The organism is Escherichia sp. KTE96 (assembly GCF_000408525.1).
Lineage (GTDB): Bacteria > Pseudomonadota > Gammaproteobacteria > Enterobacterales > Enterobacteriaceae > Escherichia > Escherichia marmotae.
In genome coordinates this window covers 577,471-593,553 of sequence record NZ_KE137147.1, presented here as the reverse complement: position 1 = coordinate 593,553, position 16,083 = coordinate 577,471, and the positions used below count along the sequence as shown (strand labels likewise).

Annotated in this window: 13 protein-coding genes and 2 tRNA genes; 13 read left to right on the top strand and 2 right to left on the bottom strand. The window is 50.0% G+C overall.

All coding sequences use genetic code 11. The annotated features are described in order from the left end of the window. Window positions 1-65 precede the first annotated feature (65 nt). From folP to A1WG_RS15465, 4 genes are all read left to right on the top strand, one after another. Window positions 66-914 carry a dihydropteroate synthase gene (folP, locus tag A1WG_RS15450; RefSeq protein ID WP_000764718.1) on the top strand — a complete coding sequence of 283 codons (849 nt, stop codon included), beginning with the start codon at window positions 66-68 and terminating at the stop codon, window positions 912-914. After that, entirely contained in the window at window positions 907-2,244 is a 1,338-nt protein-coding gene (gene glmM / locus A1WG_RS15455) for a phosphoglucosamine mutase (RefSeq protein WP_000071146.1), read from the top strand. Before folP ends, glmM begins: the two co-directional genes overlap by 8 nt. A gap of 227 nt (window positions 2,245-2,471) precedes the next feature. Continuing rightward, the gene (secG, locus tag A1WG_RS15460; protein WP_001517162.1) at window positions 2,472-2,804 is read left to right on the top strand and encodes a preprotein translocase subunit SecG; all 333 of its coding nucleotides are present in this window, start codon (window positions 2,472-2,474) and stop codon (window positions 2,802-2,804) included. Window positions 2,805-2,817: 13 nt separating this feature from the next. Beyond that, window positions 2,818-2,904, top strand: a tRNA-Leu gene (locus A1WG_RS15465). Window positions 2,905-2,969: 65 nt separating this feature from the next. Here A1WG_RS15465 and A1WG_RS15470 read toward each other — a convergent pair. Next, the gene (locus A1WG_RS15470) at window positions 2,970-3,923 is read right to left on the bottom strand and encodes a helix-turn-helix domain-containing protein (RefSeq protein WP_001012981.1); all 954 of its coding nucleotides are present in this window, start codon (window positions 3,921-3,923) and stop codon (window positions 2,970-2,972) included. A gap of 182 nt (window positions 3,924-4,105) precedes the next feature. Further along, entirely contained in the window at window positions 4,106-5,449 is a 1,344-nt protein-coding gene (gene argG / locus A1WG_RS15475) for an argininosuccinate synthase (protein ID WP_001517161.1), read from the bottom strand. A 347-nt stretch (window positions 5,450-5,796) separates the two neighbouring features. Between argG and A1WG_RS15480 the strand changes: the two genes are divergently transcribed. From A1WG_RS15480 to nlpI, 9 genes are all read left to right on the top strand, one after another. Continuing rightward, window positions 5,797-5,873: transfer RNA gene (locus tag A1WG_RS15480), tRNA-Met, on the top strand. A 206-nt stretch (window positions 5,874-6,079) separates the two neighbouring features. Beyond that, window positions 6,080-6,532, top strand: a complete 453-nt coding sequence (gene rimP, locus A1WG_RS15485; protein ID WP_001300397.1) for a ribosome maturation factor RimP — start codon at window positions 6,080-6,082, stop codon at window positions 6,530-6,532. A gap of 27 nt (window positions 6,533-6,559) precedes the next feature. Then, window positions 6,560-8,047, top strand: a complete 1,488-nt coding sequence (gene nusA / locus A1WG_RS15490) for a transcription termination factor NusA (protein WP_001031045.1) — start codon at window positions 6,560-6,562, stop codon at window positions 8,045-8,047. Window positions 8,048-8,071: 24 nt separating this feature from the next. After that, window positions 8,072-10,744, top strand: a complete 2,673-nt coding sequence (gene infB / locus A1WG_RS15495) for a translation initiation factor IF-2 (RefSeq protein WP_000133058.1) — start codon at window positions 8,072-8,074, stop codon at window positions 10,742-10,744. Between the two features lie 162 nt (window positions 10,745-10,906). Then, the gene (gene rbfA, locus A1WG_RS15500) at window positions 10,907-11,308 is read left to right on the top strand and encodes a 30S ribosome-binding factor RbfA (protein WP_001040205.1); all 402 of its coding nucleotides are present in this window, start codon (window positions 10,907-10,909) and stop codon (window positions 11,306-11,308) included. Next, a complete protein-coding gene (gene truB, locus A1WG_RS15505; protein WP_000089692.1) occupies window positions 11,308-12,252 on the top strand; it encodes a tRNA pseudouridine(55) synthase TruB in 945 nt (314 codons plus the stop codon). Before rbfA ends, truB begins: the two co-directional genes overlap by 1 nt. A gap of 148 nt (window positions 12,253-12,400) precedes the next feature. After that, entirely contained in the window at window positions 12,401-12,670 is a 270-nt protein-coding gene (gene rpsO / locus A1WG_RS15510; RefSeq protein WP_000059469.1) for a 30S ribosomal protein S15, read from the top strand. Between the two features lie 247 nt (window positions 12,671-12,917). Beyond that, window positions 12,918-15,053 (top strand): polyribonucleotide nucleotidyltransferase, encoded by a 2,136-nt coding sequence (gene pnp / locus A1WG_RS15515; RefSeq protein ID WP_000933928.1) that lies wholly within the window; start codon window positions 12,918-12,920, stop codon window positions 15,051-15,053. Window positions 15,054-15,161: 108 nt separating this feature from the next. Then, window positions 15,162-16,046: a lipoprotein NlpI gene (gene nlpI / locus A1WG_RS15520; RefSeq protein WP_000802080.1), complete on the top strand. Its 885-nt coding sequence runs from the start codon at window positions 15,162-15,164 to the stop codon at window positions 16,044-16,046. Window positions 16,047-16,083: the final 37 nt, after the last annotated feature.

The window sequence follows — 16,083 nt, the reverse complement described above, 5'->3', positions numbered from 1 at the left end:
TGTACCGAAAACCCCGGGGCGTGCTCCGGGGTTTTTTCTTATCAATTTATACCAGGGATAACACCATGAAACTCTTTGCCCAGGGCTCTTCACTGGATCTTAGCCATCCTCACGTAATGGGGATCCTCAACGTTACGCCAGATTCTTTCTCTGATGGCGGTACGCATAACTCACTGACTGATGCAGTGAAACATGCGAACCTGATGATCAACGCTGGCGCGACGATCATTGACGTTGGTGGAGAGTCCACGCGTCCAGGGGCCGCGGAAGTGAGTGTTGAAGAAGAGTTGCAGCGTGTTATTCCGGTGGTTGAGGCAATTGCGCAACGATTCGAAGTTTGGATCTCGGTCGATACTTCTAAACCGGAAGTCATCCGGGAATCGGCAAGAGTGGGCGCTCACATCATTAACGATATCCGATCCCTTTCCGAGCCAGGTGCTCTGGAAGCGGCTGCGGAAACCGGTTTACCCGTATGTCTGATGCATATGCAGGGAAATCCAAAGACCATGCAGGAAGCACCGAAATATGATGATGTCTTTGCTGAAGTGAATCGCTACTTTATTGAGCAAATAGCACGTTGTGAACAGGCGGGTATCGCAAAAGAGAAATTGTTGCTCGACCCCGGATTCGGTTTCGGTAAAAATCTCTCCCATAACTATTCATTACTGGCGCGTCTGGCTGAATTTCATCATTTCAATCTGCCGCTGTTGGTGGGTATGTCACGAAAATCGATGATTGGACAGCTACTGAATGTTGGGCCGTCTGAGCGTCTGAGCGGCAGTCTGGCTTGTGCGGTAATTGCCGCAATGCAGGGCGCGCACATTATTCGTGTTCATGACGTCAAAGAAACCGTAGAAGCGATGCGGGTGGTGGAAGCCACTCTGTCTGCAAAGGAAAATAAACGCTATGAGTAATCGTAAATATTTCGGGACCGATGGGATTCGTGGTCGTGTTGGGGATGCGCCGATCACACCTGATTTTGTGCTTAAACTGGGCTGGGCTGCGGGTAAAGTACTGGCGCGGCACGGCTCCCGTAAGATCATTATCGGCAAAGATACCCGTATTTCTGGCTATATGTTGGAGTCGGCGCTGGAAGCCGGCCTGGCGGCAGCGGGCCTTTCCGCGCTCTTCACCGGCCCGATGCCAACACCGGCGGTGGCTTATCTGACACGCACCTTTCGTGCAGAGGCCGGGATTGTGATTTCTGCATCGCATAACCCGTTCTACGATAATGGTATTAAATTCTTTTCCATCGACGGCACTAAACTGCCAGATGCAGTCGAAGAAGCCATCGAAGCTGAAATGGAAAAAGAGATTAGCTGCGTTGATTCGGCAGAACTGGGTAAAGCCAGCCGTATTGTTGATGCTGCGGGTCGCTATATCGAATTTTGCAAAGCCACGTTCCCGAACGAACTTAGCCTCAGTGAACTGAAGATTGTGGTGGATTGCGCAAATGGTGCAACCTATCACATCGCTCCAAATGTACTGCGCGAGCTGGGAGCGAACGTAATCGCCATCGGTTGTGAGCCGAATGGTGTAAACATCAATGCCGAAGTGGGGGCAACTGATGTTCGTGCATTACAGGCGCGTGTACTGGCTGAAAAAGCGGATCTCGGCATTGCCTTTGACGGCGACGGCGACCGCGTCATCATGGTTGACCATGAAGGCAATAAAGTCGATGGCGATCAGATCATGTATATCATCGCGCGTGAAGGTCTTCGTCAGGGGCAGTTGCGTGGTGGCGTAGTGGGCACATTAATGAGCAATATGGGGCTGGAATTGGCGCTGAAACAGCTAGGTATTCCATTTGCTCGCGCAAAAGTGGGCGACCGCTATGTACTGGAAAAAATGCAGGAGAAAGGCTGGCGCATCGGCGCGGAGAACTCCGGTCATGTGATTCTGCTGGATAAAACCACCACCGGTGACGGCATCGTTGCCGGTTTGCAGGTACTGGCGGCGATGGCGCGCAACCACATGAGTCTGCACGACCTTTGCAGTGGCATGAAAATGTTCCCGCAGATTCTGGTTAACGTGCGTTATACCGCAGGCAGCGGCGATCCGCTTGAGCATGAATCAGTTAAAGCCGTGACAGCGGAAGTTGAAGCGGCGCTGGGTAGCCGTGGACGCGTGCTGCTGCGTAAATCCGGCACCGAGCCGTTGATTCGCGTGATGGTCGAAGGTGAAGACGAAGCACAGGTGACTGAATTTGCCCACCGTATCGCTGATGCGGTAAAAGCGGTTTAATGCGATTGCTAACTGGCTAAAAAGGCGGCGATTGTCGCCTTTGTTCTACTTATGTACATCGGTTTTGCTGTTTTTTTCCGCAGTTGATACAATGCAATAAAATTGCCCTTGCGAAGGTCATTCGCTTTGGTTAGTATTCACACCCGCTTCAGTGGGAAAGATTAAATTATCCCGCTTTATTGGTTGAAGCATTGGTACGCGGCAACTCCGCAAGGAACAGGTTGATTATGTACGAAGCTCTTTTAGTAGTTTTCCTTATTGTAGCAATTGGCCTTGTTGGTCTGATCATGCTGCAGCAAGGTAAAGGCGCTGATATGGGAGCCTCCTTCGGAGCAGGCGCTTCCGCTACGCTGTTTGGTTCAAGTGGTTCTGGTAACTTCATGACCCGTATGACGGCTGTGCTGGCAACGTTGTTCTTCATCATCAGTCTGGTGTTGGGTAACATCAACAGTAATAAAACCAATAAAGGTAGCGAATGGGAAAATCTGAGTGCTCCGGCGAAAACCGAACAGACTCAGCCTGCTGCTCCGGCTAAGCCGACCAGCGATATCCCGAACTAAGAGTAGTATCTGTGCTGAGGTGGTGGAATTGGTAGACACGCTACCTTGAGGTGGTAGTGCCCTAACGGGCTTGTGGGTTCGAGTCCCATCCTCAGTACCAATATTCCGAAAGAAAGACGCTGAAAAGCGTCTTTTTTCGTTTTTATAAGTTAAACATTCTGATAGTTATTTCCCCACCCGTAAGTCTGTTTCATCCAGTTTGAAATCTGTAATTTCTAACTTTTGCATTATTAACGGAAGCACCTGGTGAATTATTCTCATACCAGTAAGGATCTCGTTCATGTATATATCAGGATGAATGCGAGATTTATTGAAATCGAAACTTTCGGCTTCTGCTGCAACGCTAAGTTGGTCAGCAGTGTTATAAACCATATCCAGAAGTTCGGCTCTTAACGGGATTCCCGCCCTGAATGCCATCATCTTGAGTTGATTCAACCAATTTTCGTAGTCTTTTTGAACTTTATAACGAAACTGTTTAATGTTTGACGCAATCGGAGTATCAATTTCAATTTTGCATGCGGCAAGTGATATCAATGAACTCTGAATATTGATGGCTTCGCTGGAATAGACATCTAAATCATCATCCTGAACTAACTCATCAACATATGCTATGTAGAATCCATAAACGTCATTCAGAGCATGGTAAATGTCATTGATTACGGAACAATGAGCGTTGTTCTCTATGACCTCCCAAAAAGCCTCTTTATGATCAGCATTTTTGCCGTCAATATTAAGTTCTTTGGGAAAGGAAAGAGGTGAAGGAAAACCTATGCGGTTCAACACATCTATTGTTTCTTCAACCAAAAAGCCATCTTCGTCAGTAAGAGGTCGTGTTATATAACCCGTTTCAGAGTCTTCCATAGCTTGTTGAGCAAGAAAATGGATAAGTCGATCCCATTTCTCAGCATTCTCGACTGAGCCCGTCCATTCAACTAGTTGAGGAGAGTAATGCCCTATTTGTGTAATATCTCTGAATTTTTTTTCCATGTCAGTAGACATATGTTCCCCTTTTTTCCACTTGCTAATTTGTGTTGAGGAAACACCTAACTGGTTTGCTAAATCTTTTTGGGTACATTTCAGAGTATGAACTGCGAGGCGTACAAAATATTCACCATTCATTGGTCATTCCTTTTACTGAGCATGAAAGAATAAAGTAAAAATAGAATGGACTGATATTTACTTTATTTCATTTGAATTTTACTTTAACTCCGAAATCGGACATATGAACCCTAAGCGTGGCCACATTCTCTTAGCCGTAAAAAAAGGCCGCAATGGCGGCCTTTAGCACGAACTCTCTGAAATTACTGCCCTTTGTTTTCCAGATTCTCAACCTGCGGCACGCCCGAAGCGGCAGAAGAGGAGAGCAGGCCAGTTTTGGCATAACCGAAAAGTTTCTCGCGGGTGTCAGTGATATCCAGGTTACGCATGGTCAGTTGACCAATACGATCGTCTGGTGAGAACACTGAGTCACCTTTTTCCATTGTCAGACGCTCTGGCTTATAAGTCAGGTTGTCAGAGACAGTATTGAGGATGGAGTAGTCGTTACCGCGACGCAGTTCCAGGGTAACTTCACCTGTAATCTGGCTGGCAACCCAGCGTTGCAGGGAGTCTCGTAGCATCAGCGCCTGGGAGTCGAACCAACGCCCCTGATACAGCAGACGTCCCAACTGGCGACCATGCGCGTGATATTGCTCAATGGTGTCTTCGTTGTGAATACCGGTCAGCAGACGTTCATAAGCGATATGTAGCAGAGCCATCCCCGGAGCTTCGTAGATACCACGGCTTTTCGCTTCGATGATACGGTTTTCGATCTGGTCGCTCATGCCCAGGCCGTGACGGCCACCAATGCGGTTGGCTTCAAGCATCATTTCTACATCGTCGCTAAAGGTTTTACCGTTTAGCGCTACCGGATGCCCCAGCTCAAAACGTACCGTGACTTCTTCTGCCGGGATCTTCACGCTCTCGTCCCAGAATTTCACACCCATAATCGGGTTGACGATTTTGACGCTGGAGTTGAGGTATTCCAGATCTTTCGCTTCGTGCGTCGCGCCGAGCATGTTGGAGTCTGTGGAGTAGGCTTTTTCAACCGACATTTTGTAGTCGAAACCGCAGGCAATCATAAATTCAGACATTTCATGACGACCGCCTAACTCATCAATAAAGTCAGTATCAAGCCACGGTTTGTAAATCTGCAATTCGGCGTTGGTAAGCAGGCCGTAACGATAGAAACGTTCGATATCGTTTCCTTTATAGGTGCTGCCATCACCCCAGATGTTAACGCCATCTTCTTTCATCGCAGCAACCAGCATGGTGCCGGTTACGGCGCGGCCCAGCGGCGTGGTGTTAAAATAGGTCAGACCGCCGGTGGTGTTATGGAAAGCACCACACTGAATAGCGGCAATACCTTCAGCCACCAGTTGTTTGCGGCAGTCGATCAGACGAGCGTTCTCCGCGCCGTATTCCATGGCTCGACGAGGGATCGCATCATAATCCTCTTCGTCTGGCTGGCCCAAATTTGCAGTATATGCATAAGGGACAGCTCCCTTTTGTCGCATCCACAGCAGTGCGGCACTGGTGTCCAGACCGCCAGAAAAAGCGATACCAATACGTTGACCTACCGGGAGATGCTTGAGAATCGTCGTCATAAAATAACACCCTGCTTGATTAACTGATTATGAGCCTGTATTTCTGCTCTAACTGAATTTTTATGCAAAATAAATGAGTTTTCATTTAATCATCTTTTATCTGAGACAGGAAGAGTTTAGTGTGTTTTTTGTAAAATAATGCGCTTAAGAGAGGTAAGGAGAGGATGAAAGTATTCAACAAATGAAAGTGAACTGGATATCCATTCACATGATTAGCAATAAATGTTGACAAAATGTGGCGTGGATCACTATAATGGCCGCAGATTTTACGTCCCGTCTCGGTACACCAAATCCCAGCAGTATTTGCATTTTTTACTCAAAACAAGTAGAATTTGCCACGTTTCAGGCGCGGGGTGGAGCAGCTTGGTAGCTCGTCGGGCTCATAACCCGAAGGTCGTCGGTTCAAATCCGGCCCCCGCAACCACTTTCCCTTAGAGTTCTTTTTCAAATATACTGTGAAGACTTCGGCCTTCGTAGTGGGATTTGAAAAAATCCTTCTGGAAAGTGCTCCAGACCGCATTTGCGGTTATAGGGTTCAGTTATATAAAGCCCCGATTTATCGGGGTTTTTTGTTATCTGACTACAGAATAACTGGGCTTTAGGCCCTTTTTTTATGTCTTGGGGGTGGGCTTGTCCACATTAGAGCAAAAATTAACAGAGATGATTACTGCGCCAGTTGAGGCCCTGGGTTTTGAACTGGTTGGCATCGAGTTTATTCGCGGTCGCACATCCACACTGCGCATCTATATTGATAGTGAAGATGGCATCAATGTTGATGATTGTGCTGATGTGAGCCACCAGGTAAGTGCTGTGTTGGATGTTGAAGATCCCATCACCGTTGCTTATAACCTGGAAGTCTCCTCACCGGGTCTCGATCGCCCACTGTTCACGGCTGAACACTACGCCCGTTTTGTCGGAGAAGAGGTCACTCTGGTACTCCGTATGGCGGTACAAAACCGTCGTAAATGGCAGGGCGTTATCAAAGCGGTAGACGGTGAAATGATCACAGTTACCGTCGAAGGTAAAGATGAAGTGTTCGCGCTGAGTAATATCCAGAAGGCGAACCTGGTTCCCCACTTTTAATAGTCTGGATGAGGTGAAAACCCCGCGATGAACAAAGAAATTTTGGCTGTAGTTGAAGCCGTCTCCAATGAAAAGGCGCTGCCTCGCGAGAAAATTTTCGAAGCGTTGGAAAGCGCGCTGGCTACAGCAACCAAGAAAAAATATGAACAAGAGATCGACGTCCGCGTACAGATCGATCGCAAAAGCGGTGATTTTGACACCTTCCGTCGTTGGCTGATTGTTGATGAAGTCACTCAGCCAACTAAAGAAATCACCCTTGAAGCCGCGCGTTATGAAGATGAAAGCCTGAACCTGGGCGATTACGTTGAAGATCAGATTGAGTCTGTCACCTTTGACCGTATTACGACCCAGACGGCAAAGCAGGTTATCGTGCAGAAAGTTCGTGAAGCCGAACGTGCGATGGTTGTTGATCAGTTCCGTGAACACGAAGGTGAAATCATCACCGGCGTGGTGAAAAAAGTAAACCGCGATAATATCTCTCTGGATCTGGGCAACAATGCTGAAGCTGTGATCCTGCGTGAAGATATGCTGCCGCGTGAGAACTTCCGCCCAGGTGACCGCGTTCGTGGCGTGCTCTATTCTGTTCGCCCGGAAGCGCGTGGTGCGCAACTTTTCGTTACCCGTTCCAAGCCAGAAATGCTGATCGAACTGTTCCGCATTGAAGTGCCGGAAATTGGCGAAGAAGTTATTGAAATTAAAGCAGCGGCTCGCGATCCGGGATCTCGTGCGAAAATCGCGGTGAAAACCAACGATAAACGTATCGATCCGGTAGGTGCTTGCGTGGGTATGCGTGGTGCACGTGTTCAGGCTGTTTCCACTGAGCTTGGCGGCGAGCGTATCGATATCGTCCTGTGGGATGATAATCCGGCGCAATTCGTTATTAACGCGATGGCACCGGCAGACGTTGCTTCTATCGTAGTGGATGAAGATAAACACACCATGGATATCGCTGTTGAAGCCGGTAACCTGGCGCAGGCGATTGGGCGTAATGGTCAGAACGTGCGTCTGGCTTCGCAGTTGAGTGGTTGGGAACTTAACGTAATGACCGTTGACGACCTGCAAGCTAAACATCAGGCGGAAGCGCACGCAGCGATCGACACCTTCACCCGTTATCTCGACATTGACGAAGACTTCGCCACTGTCCTGGTAGAAGAAGGCTTCTCGACTCTGGAAGAACTGGCCTACGTGCCGATGAAAGAGCTGCTGGAAATTGAAGGCCTTGATGAGCCGACTGTTGAAGCACTGCGCGAGCGTGCTAAAAATGCACTGGCCACCATTGCACAGGCCCAGGAAGAAAGCCTCGGTGATAACAAACCGGCTGACGATCTGCTGAATCTTGAAGGGATGGATCGTGATTTAGCATTCAAACTGGCCGCCCGTGGCGTTTGTACGCTGGAAGATCTCGCCGAACAGGGCATTGATGATCTGGCTGATATCGAAGGGTTGACCGACGAAAAAGCCGGAGCACTGATTATGGCTGCCCGTAATATTTGCTGGTTCGGTGACGAAGCGTAATAAACTGTAGCAGGAAGGAACAGCATGACAGATGTGACGATTAAAACGCTGGCCGCAGAGCGACAGACCTCCGTGGAACGCCTGGTACAGCAATTTGCTGATGCAGGTATCCGGAAGTCTGCTGACGACTCTGTGACCGCACAAGAGAAACAGGCTTTAATTGACCACCTGAATCAGAAAAATTCAGGGCCGGACAAATTAACGCTGCAACGTAAAACACGTAGCACCCTTAACATTCCTGGTACCGGTGGAAAAAGTAAATCGGTACAAATCGAAGTCCGCAAGAAACGCACCTTTGTGAAACGCGATCCGCAAGAGGCTGAACGCCTTGCAGCGGAAGAGCAAGCGCAGCGTGAAGCGGAAGAGCAAGCCCGTCGTGAGGCAGAAGAATCGGCCAAACGCGAGGCGCAACAAAAAGCTGAACGTGAGGCCGCAGAACAAGCGAAACGTGAAACCGCTGAACAAGCAAAACGTGAAGCTGCGGAAAAAGACAAAGTGAGCAATCAACAAGACGATATGACTAAAACCGCCCAGGCTGAAAAAGCCCGCCGTGAGCAGGAAGCTGCAGAGCTTAAGCGCAAAGCTGAAGAAGAAGCACGTCGTAAACTCGAAGAAGAAGCACGTCGCGTTGCTGAAGAAGCACGTCGTATGGCGGAAGAAAACAAATGGACTGATAACGCGGAACCGACTGAAGATTCCAGTGATTATCACGTTACCACCTCTCAACATGCTCGCCAGGCAGAAGACGAAAGCGATCGTGAAGTCGAAGGCGGTCGTGGCCGTGGCCGTAACGCGAAAGCAGCACGTCCGAAGAAAGGCAATAAACATTCTGAATCTAAAGCTGATCGCGAAGAAGCGCGCGCAGCAGTACGTGGTGGTAAAGGCGGAAAACGTAAAGGTTCTTCGCTGCAGCAGAGCTTCCAGAAACCAGCTCAGGCTGTTAACCGTGACGTCGTGATTGGTGAAACCATCACTGTTGGCGAACTGGCTAACAAGATGGCGGTTAAAGGCTCTCAGGTCATCAAAGCGATGATGAAGCTGGGTGCAATGGCAACCATCAACCAGGTCATTGACCAGGAAACCGCACAGTTAGTTGCCGAAGAGATGGGCCACAAAGTTATCCTGCGTCGTGAAAACGAACTGGAAGAAGCGGTAATGAGTGACCGTGATACAGGTGCTGCGGCTGAACCGCGTGCACCGGTTGTGACCATCATGGGACACGTTGACCACGGTAAAACTTCTCTGCTGGACTATATTCGTTCAACGAAAGTGGCTTCTGGTGAAGCGGGTGGCATTACCCAGCACATCGGTGCATACCACGTTGAAACTGAAAACGGCATGATCACCTTCCTGGACACCCCGGGGCACGCCGCGTTTACTTCAATGCGTGCACGTGGTGCGCAGGCAACTGACATCGTAGTTCTGGTTGTTGCTGCAGATGACGGCGTAATGCCGCAGACCATCGAAGCAATCCAGCACGCGAAAGCGGCAGGTGTGCCTGTGGTGGTTGCAGTGAACAAAATCGATAAGCCAGAAGCCGATCCGGATCGCGTTAAAAACGAACTGTCTCAGTACGGCATCCTGCCGGAAGAGTGGGGCGGTGAAAGCCAGTTCGTACACGTATCTGCAAAAGCGGGTACGGGTATCGACGAACTGCTGGATGCGATCCTGCTGCAGGCCGAAGTCCTGGAACTGAAAGCCGTACGTAACGGGATGGCGAGCGGTGCGGTCATCGAATCTTTCCTCGATAAAGGTCGTGGTCCGGTTGCAACTGTACTGGTACGTGAAGGTACTCTGCACAAGGGTGACATCGTTCTGTGTGGCTTCGAATACGGTCGTGTTCGTGCAATGCGTAACGAACTGGGTCAGGAAGTACTGGAAGCAGGTCCGTCCATTCCGGTGGAAATCCTCGGCTTGTCCGGTGTTCCGGCAGCGGGTGATGAAGTTACCGTTGTACGTGACGAGAAGAAAGCACGTGAAGTTGCACTGTATCGTCAGGGCAAATTCCGTGAAGTTAAACTGGCGCGTCAGCAGAAATCTAAACTGGAGAACATGTTCGCCAACATGACTGAAGGCGAAGTTCATGAAGTGAACATCGTTCTGAAGGCTGACGTACAGGGTTCTGTAGAAGCGATTTCCGACTCCTTGCTGAAACTGTCTACTGACGAAGTAAAAGTGAAGATCATCGGTTCTGGTGTAGGTGGTATCACCGAAACCGACGCGACCCTGGCGGCTGCATCCAACGCGATTCTGGTTGGCTTCAACGTCCGTGCTGATGCCTCTGCGCGTAAAGTGATTGAGGCTGAAAGCCTGGATCTGCGTTACTACTCCGTCATCTATAACCTGATCGATGAAGTGAAAGCGGCGATGAGCGGTATGCTCTCTCCGGAACTGAAACAACAGATCATCGGTCTGGCGGAAGTTCGCGATGTGTTCAAATCACCGAAATTTGGTGCCATCGCAGGTTGTATGGTTACCGAAGGTGTGGTTAAACGTCACAACCCGATCCGCGTTCTGCGCGACAACGTGGTTATCTACGAAGGCGAGCTGGAGTCCCTGCGCCGCTTCAAAGATGACGTTAACGAAGTCCGTAACGGTATGGAGTGTGGTATCGGCGTTAAGAACTACAACGACGTGCGCACTGGCGATGTGATCGAAGTGTTCGAAATCATCGAGATTCAGCGTACGATTGCCTAAGGTTGATTGGGTGTAGGCCGGATAAGGCGTTTGCGCCGCATCCGGCAGCCGTTGCCTGACGCGACGCTCGTGCGTCTTATCAGGCCTACGTGAACAGCCCTTCCACCTGAAATTAATTTTAAAAAGGGGCTTATGGCCCCTTTTTTGTCAGGAGAATTTATTATGGCGAAAGAATTTGGTCGCCCGCAGCGCGTAGCGCAGGAAATGCAAAAAGAGATCGCTCTCATCCTGCAACGCGAAATTAAAGATCCTCGTCTGGGCATGATGACCACCGTTTCCGGTGTCGAGATGTCTCGTGACCTGGCCTATGCCAAAGTGTATGTAACTTTCCTCAACGACAAAGATGAAGATGCGGTAAAAGCGGGCATCAAAGCGTTGCAGGAAGCCTCCGGCTTTATCCGCAGCCTGCTTGGTAAAGCGATGCGCCTGCGTATCGTGCCGGAACTGACCTTCTTCTACGACAACTCACTGGTTGAAGGGATGCGTATGTCAAACCTGGTGACCAGTGTGGTTAAGCATGACGAAGAACGTCGTGTTAATCCGGACGACAGCAAGGAGGACTAATGAGTCGTCCTCGTCGTCGCGGCCGCGACATTAACGGCGTTTTGTTGCTGGATAAACCGCAGGGTATGTCCAGCAACGATGCGCTGCAAAAAGTGAAACGCATTTATAACGCCAATCGTGCTGGACATACCGGCGCGCTGGACCCGCTGGCGACCGGCATGTTGCCGATTTGTCTCGGGGAAGCGACGAAGTTTTCCCAGTACCTGCTGGACTCTGATAAACGTTATCGGGTGATTGCGCGTCTTGGACAGCGTACTGATACTTCTGACGCAGACGGACAAATCGTTGAGGAGCGCCCGGTAACCTTTAGTGCAGAGCAACTGGCGGCGGCACTCGATTCATTCCGTGGCGATATTGAACAAATCCCTTCGATGTATTCTGCGCTGAAATATCAGGGTAAAAAACTGTACGAGTACGCGCGTCAGGGCATTGAAGTGCCTCGTGAAGCACGACCGATTACCGTTTATGAGTTGCTGTTTATTCGTCACGAAGGCAATGAACTGGAGCTGGAAATTCATTGCTCAAAAGGCACCTATATCCGCACCATCATTGATGACCTGGGTGAAAAACTTGGCTGTGGCGCACATGTGATTTATCTGCGCCGTCTGGCTGTAAGCAAATATCCGGTTGAACGAATGGTGACTCTGGAACATCTGCGTGAACTTGTCGAGCAAGCCGAACAGCAGGGTATTTCGGCGGCACAATTACTTGATCCATTACTGATGCCAATGGACAGTCCAGCTTCGGACTACCCGGTGGTGAATCTTCCGCTAACGTCTTCTGTTTACTTCAAAAATGGTAACCCGGTTCGTACATCCGGTGCGCCACTGGAAGGGCTGGTTCGTGTTACAGAAGGTGAAAACGGTAAGTTTATCGGTATGGGCGAAATTGACGATGAAGGCCGCGTTGCGCCTCGTCGCCTGGTGGTTGAATACCCGGCGTAATGCTATCCATCTTGCGATAACAGGTCGCTACGAGTAGAATACTGCCGCTTAACGTCGCGTAAATTGTTTAACACTTTACGTAACGTACACTGGGATCGCTGAATTAGAGATCGGCGTCCTTTCATTCTATATACTTTGGAGTTTTAAAATGTCTCTAAGTACTGAAGCAACAGCTAAAATCGTTTCTGAGTTTGGTCGTGGTGCAAACGACACCGGTTCTACCGAAGTTCAGGTAGCACTGCTGACTGCACAGATTAACCACCTGCAGGGCCACTTTGCAGAGCACAAAAAAGATCACCACAGCCGTCGTGGTCTGCTGCGCATGGTTTCTCAGCGTCGTAAACTGCTCGACTACCTGAAACGTAAAGACGTAGCACGTTACACCCAGCTCATCGAGCGCCTGGGTCTGCGTCGCTAATTCTTGCGAGTTTCAGAAAAGGGGGCCTGAGTGGCCCCTTTTTTCAAGCTGATGGCAGCAATTCACTGGAAACTAATGTATTGTTGCTATGAATGATCTTCCGTTGCAGAGGTTCGCGCGGCTAATGAGAGGCTTTACCCACATCAGGCTGGGTTAGGGTTGTCATTAGTCGCGAGGATGCGCAGAAGATCGGGTATTAACACCAGTGCCGTTAAGGTGCTGTCTAAGAAAGAGAAAGGATATTACATTGCTTAATCCGATCGTTCGTAAATTCCAGTACGGCCAACATACCGTTACACTGGAAACTGGCATGATGGCGCGTCAAGCCACTGCCGCAGTTATGGTTAGCATGGATGACACCGCGGTATTCGTTACCGTTGTTGGCCAGAAAAAAGCCAAACCAGGTCAGGACTTCTTCCCTCTGACCGTTAACTATCAGGAGCGTACCTACGCTGCTGGTCGTATCCCGGGTAGCTTCTTCCGTCGTGAAGGCCGTCCAAGCGAAGGCGAAACCCTGATCGCGCGTCTGATTGACCGCCCGATTCGCCCGCTGTTCCCGGAAGGCTTCGTCAACGAAGTTCAGGTTATCGCCACCGTGGTTTCTGTTAACCCGCAGGTTAACCCGGATATCGTTGCGATGATTGGTGCTTCCGCAGCACTGTCTCTGTCTGGTATCCCGTTCAATGGTCCGATTGGTGCTGCTCGCGTGGGTTACATCAATGACCAGTATGTACTGAACCCAACTCAGGATGAGCTGAAAGAGAGCAAACTGGATCTGGTTGTTGCCGGTACTGAAGCCGCTGTGCTGATGGTTGAATCTGAAGCAGAACTGCTGAGCGAAGACGTCATGTTGGGCGCAGTGGTGTTCGGTCATGAACAGCAGCAGGTTGTTATTCAGAACATCAATGAACTGGTGAAAGAAGCCGGTAAACCGCGTTGGGACTGGCAGCCGGAGCCGGTAAACGAAGCGCTGAACGCGCGCGTTGCTGCACTGGCTGAAGCTCGTCTGAGCGATGCTTACCGCATCACCGACAAACAAGAGCGTTATGCACAGGTTGATGTCATCAAATCTGAAACCATCGCTACGCTGCTTGCTGAAGACGAAACCCTGGACGAAAACGAACTGGGTGAAATTCTGCACGCTATCGAGAAAAACGTTGTTCGTAGCCGCGTACTGGCAGGCGAACCGCGTATCGACGGTCGTGAAAAAGATATGATCCGTGGTCTGGATGTGCGCACAGGCGTGCTGCCGCGTACTCACGGTTCTGCGCTGTTTACCCGTGGTGAAACTCAGGCGCTGGTTACCGCAACACTGGGTACTGCACGTGACGCACAGGTTCTTGATGAACTGATGGGCGAACGTACTGACACCTTCCTGTTCCACTACAACTTCCCTCCGTACTCCGTAGGCGAAACCGGCATGGTCGGTTCTCCGAAGCGTCGTGAAATTGGTCACGGTCGTCTGGCGAAGCGCGGCGTGCTGGCAGTAATGCCTGATATGGACAAATTCCCGTACACCGTACGTGTTGTGTCTGAAATCACCGAATCCAACGGTTCTTCTTCTATGGCTTCTGTGTGCGGTGCGTCTCTGGCGCTGATGGACGCAGGTGTGCCAATCAAAGCCGCTGTTGCGGGTATCGCAATGGGTCTGGTGAAAGAAGGCGACAACTACGTTGTATTGTCTGACATTCTGGGTGACGAAGACCACCTGGGCGATATGGACTTCAAAGTTGCGGGTTCCCGTGACGGTATCTCTGCACTGCAGATGGATATCAAAATTGAAGGTATTACCAAAGAGATCATGCAGGTTGCGCTGAACCAGGCTAAAGGTGCGCGTCTGCACATTCTGGGCGTAATGGAACAGGCGATCAACGCGCCGCGTGGCGATATCTCTGAGTTCGCTCCGCGTATCCATACCATTAAGATTAACCCGGACAAGATTAAAGACGTTATCGGTAAAGGCGGTTCTGTAATCCGTGCTCTGACTGAAGAAACCGGCACCACTATCGAAATCGAAGATGACGGTACTGTGAAGATCGCCGCGACCGACGGCGAGAAAGCAAAACACGCTATTCGTCGTATCGAAGAGATCACTGCAGAAATCGAAGTGGGTCGCGTCTACAATGGTAAAGTGACCCGTATCGTTGACTTTGGCGCATTTGTTGCCATCGGCGGCGGTAAAGAAGGTCTGGTACACATCTCTCAAATCGCTGACAAGCGTGTTGAGAAAGTGACTGATTACCTGCAGATGGGTCAGGAAGTTCCGGTAAAAGTTCTGGAAGTTGATCGCCAGGGCCGTATCCGTCTGAGCATTAAAGAAGCGACTGAGCAGTCTCAACCTGCTGTAGCACCGGAAGCTCCGGCTGCTGAACAGGGCGAGTAAGGTTGCCATTTGCCCTCCGCGTTGACGGGGGGCTTTTAACCGGGCAGGACGCCTTGTTAGCAACCGGGAACAGGACGTTCATTCAACCGTGGTCTTCGGGAGTGGGAAATGAAGCCTTTTTTGCGCTGGTGTTTCGTTGCGACAGCACTTACGCTTGCAGGATGCAGTAATACTTCCTGGCGTAAAAGTGAGGTCCTCGCAGTACCATTGCAACCGACTTTACAGCAGGAAGTGATTCTGGCACGTATGGAACAGATCCTTGCCAGTCGGGCTTTAACCGATGACGAACGCGCGCAGCTTTTATATGAGCGCGGAGTGTTGTATGATAGTCTCGGTCTGAGGGCATTAGCGCGTAACGATTTTTCGCAAGCGCTGGCAATCCGACCGGATATGCCTGAAGTATTCAATTACTTAGGCATATATTTAACGCAGGCAGGCAATTTTGATGCTGCCTATGAAGCGTTTGATTCTGTACTTGAGCTTGATCCAACTTACAACTACGCGCACTTGAATCGCGGGATCGCATTATATTACGGCGGTCGTGACAAGTTAGCGCAAGATGATCTGCTGGCGTTTTATCAAGACGATCCCAATGATCCTTTCCGTAGTCTGTGGCTTTATCTCGCTGAGCAGAAGCTCGATGAGAAGCAGGCTAAAGAAGTGTTGAAACAGCACTTCGAAAAATCGGACAAGGAACAGTGGGGATGGAACATTGTCGAGTTCTACCTGGGCAACATTAGCGAACAAACGTTAATGGAAAGGCTCAAGGCGGACGCAACGGATAACACCTCGCTCGCTGAGCATCTCAGTGAAACCAACTTCTATTTAGGTAAGTACTACCTAAGTCTGGGGGATTTGGACAGCGCCACGGCACTGTTCAAACTGGCGGTTGCCAACAACGTTCATAACTTTGTTGAGCACCGATACGCATTGTTGGAATTATCGCTCCTGGGCCAGGACCAAGATGACCTGGCAGAATCGGACCAGCAATAGCTGACGTACACATCAGCCCGTAATCTTATTTGATTGC

Excerpts from the sequence above, each read along its gene's own strand:
- folP (WP_000764718.1), top strand. The coding sequence starts at position 66 with ATGAAACTCTTTGCCCAGGGCTCTTCACTGGATCTTAGCCATCCTCAC.
- glmM (WP_000071146.1), top strand. The coding sequence starts at position 907 with ATGAGTAATCGTAAATATTTCGGGACCGATGGGATTCGTGGTCGTGTT.
- secG (WP_001517162.1), top strand. The coding sequence starts at position 2,472 with ATGTACGAAGCTCTTTTAGTAGTTTTCCTTATTGTAGCAATTGGCCTT.
- A1WG_RS15470 (WP_001012981.1), bottom strand. The coding sequence starts at position 3,923 with ATGAATGGTGAATATTTTGTACGCCTCGCAGTTCATACTCTGAAATGT.
- argG (WP_001517161.1), bottom strand. The coding sequence starts at position 5,449 with ATGACGACGATTCTCAAGCATCTCCCGGTAGGTCAACGTATTGGTATC.
- nusA (WP_001031045.1), top strand. The coding sequence starts at position 6,560 with ATGAACAAAGAAATTTTGGCTGTAGTTGAAGCCGTCTCCAATGAAAAG.
- infB (WP_000133058.1), top strand. The coding sequence starts at position 8,072 with ATGACAGATGTGACGATTAAAACGCTGGCCGCAGAGCGACAGACCTCC.
- rbfA (WP_001040205.1), top strand. The coding sequence starts at position 10,907 with ATGGCGAAAGAATTTGGTCGCCCGCAGCGCGTAGCGCAGGAAATGCAA.
- truB (WP_000089692.1), top strand. The coding sequence starts at position 11,308 with ATGAGTCGTCCTCGTCGTCGCGGCCGCGACATTAACGGCGTTTTGTTG.
- rpsO (WP_000059469.1), top strand. The coding sequence starts at position 12,401 with ATGTCTCTAAGTACTGAAGCAACAGCTAAAATCGTTTCTGAGTTTGGT.
- nlpI (WP_000802080.1), top strand. The coding sequence starts at position 15,162 with ATGAAGCCTTTTTTGCGCTGGTGTTTCGTTGCGACAGCACTTACGCTT.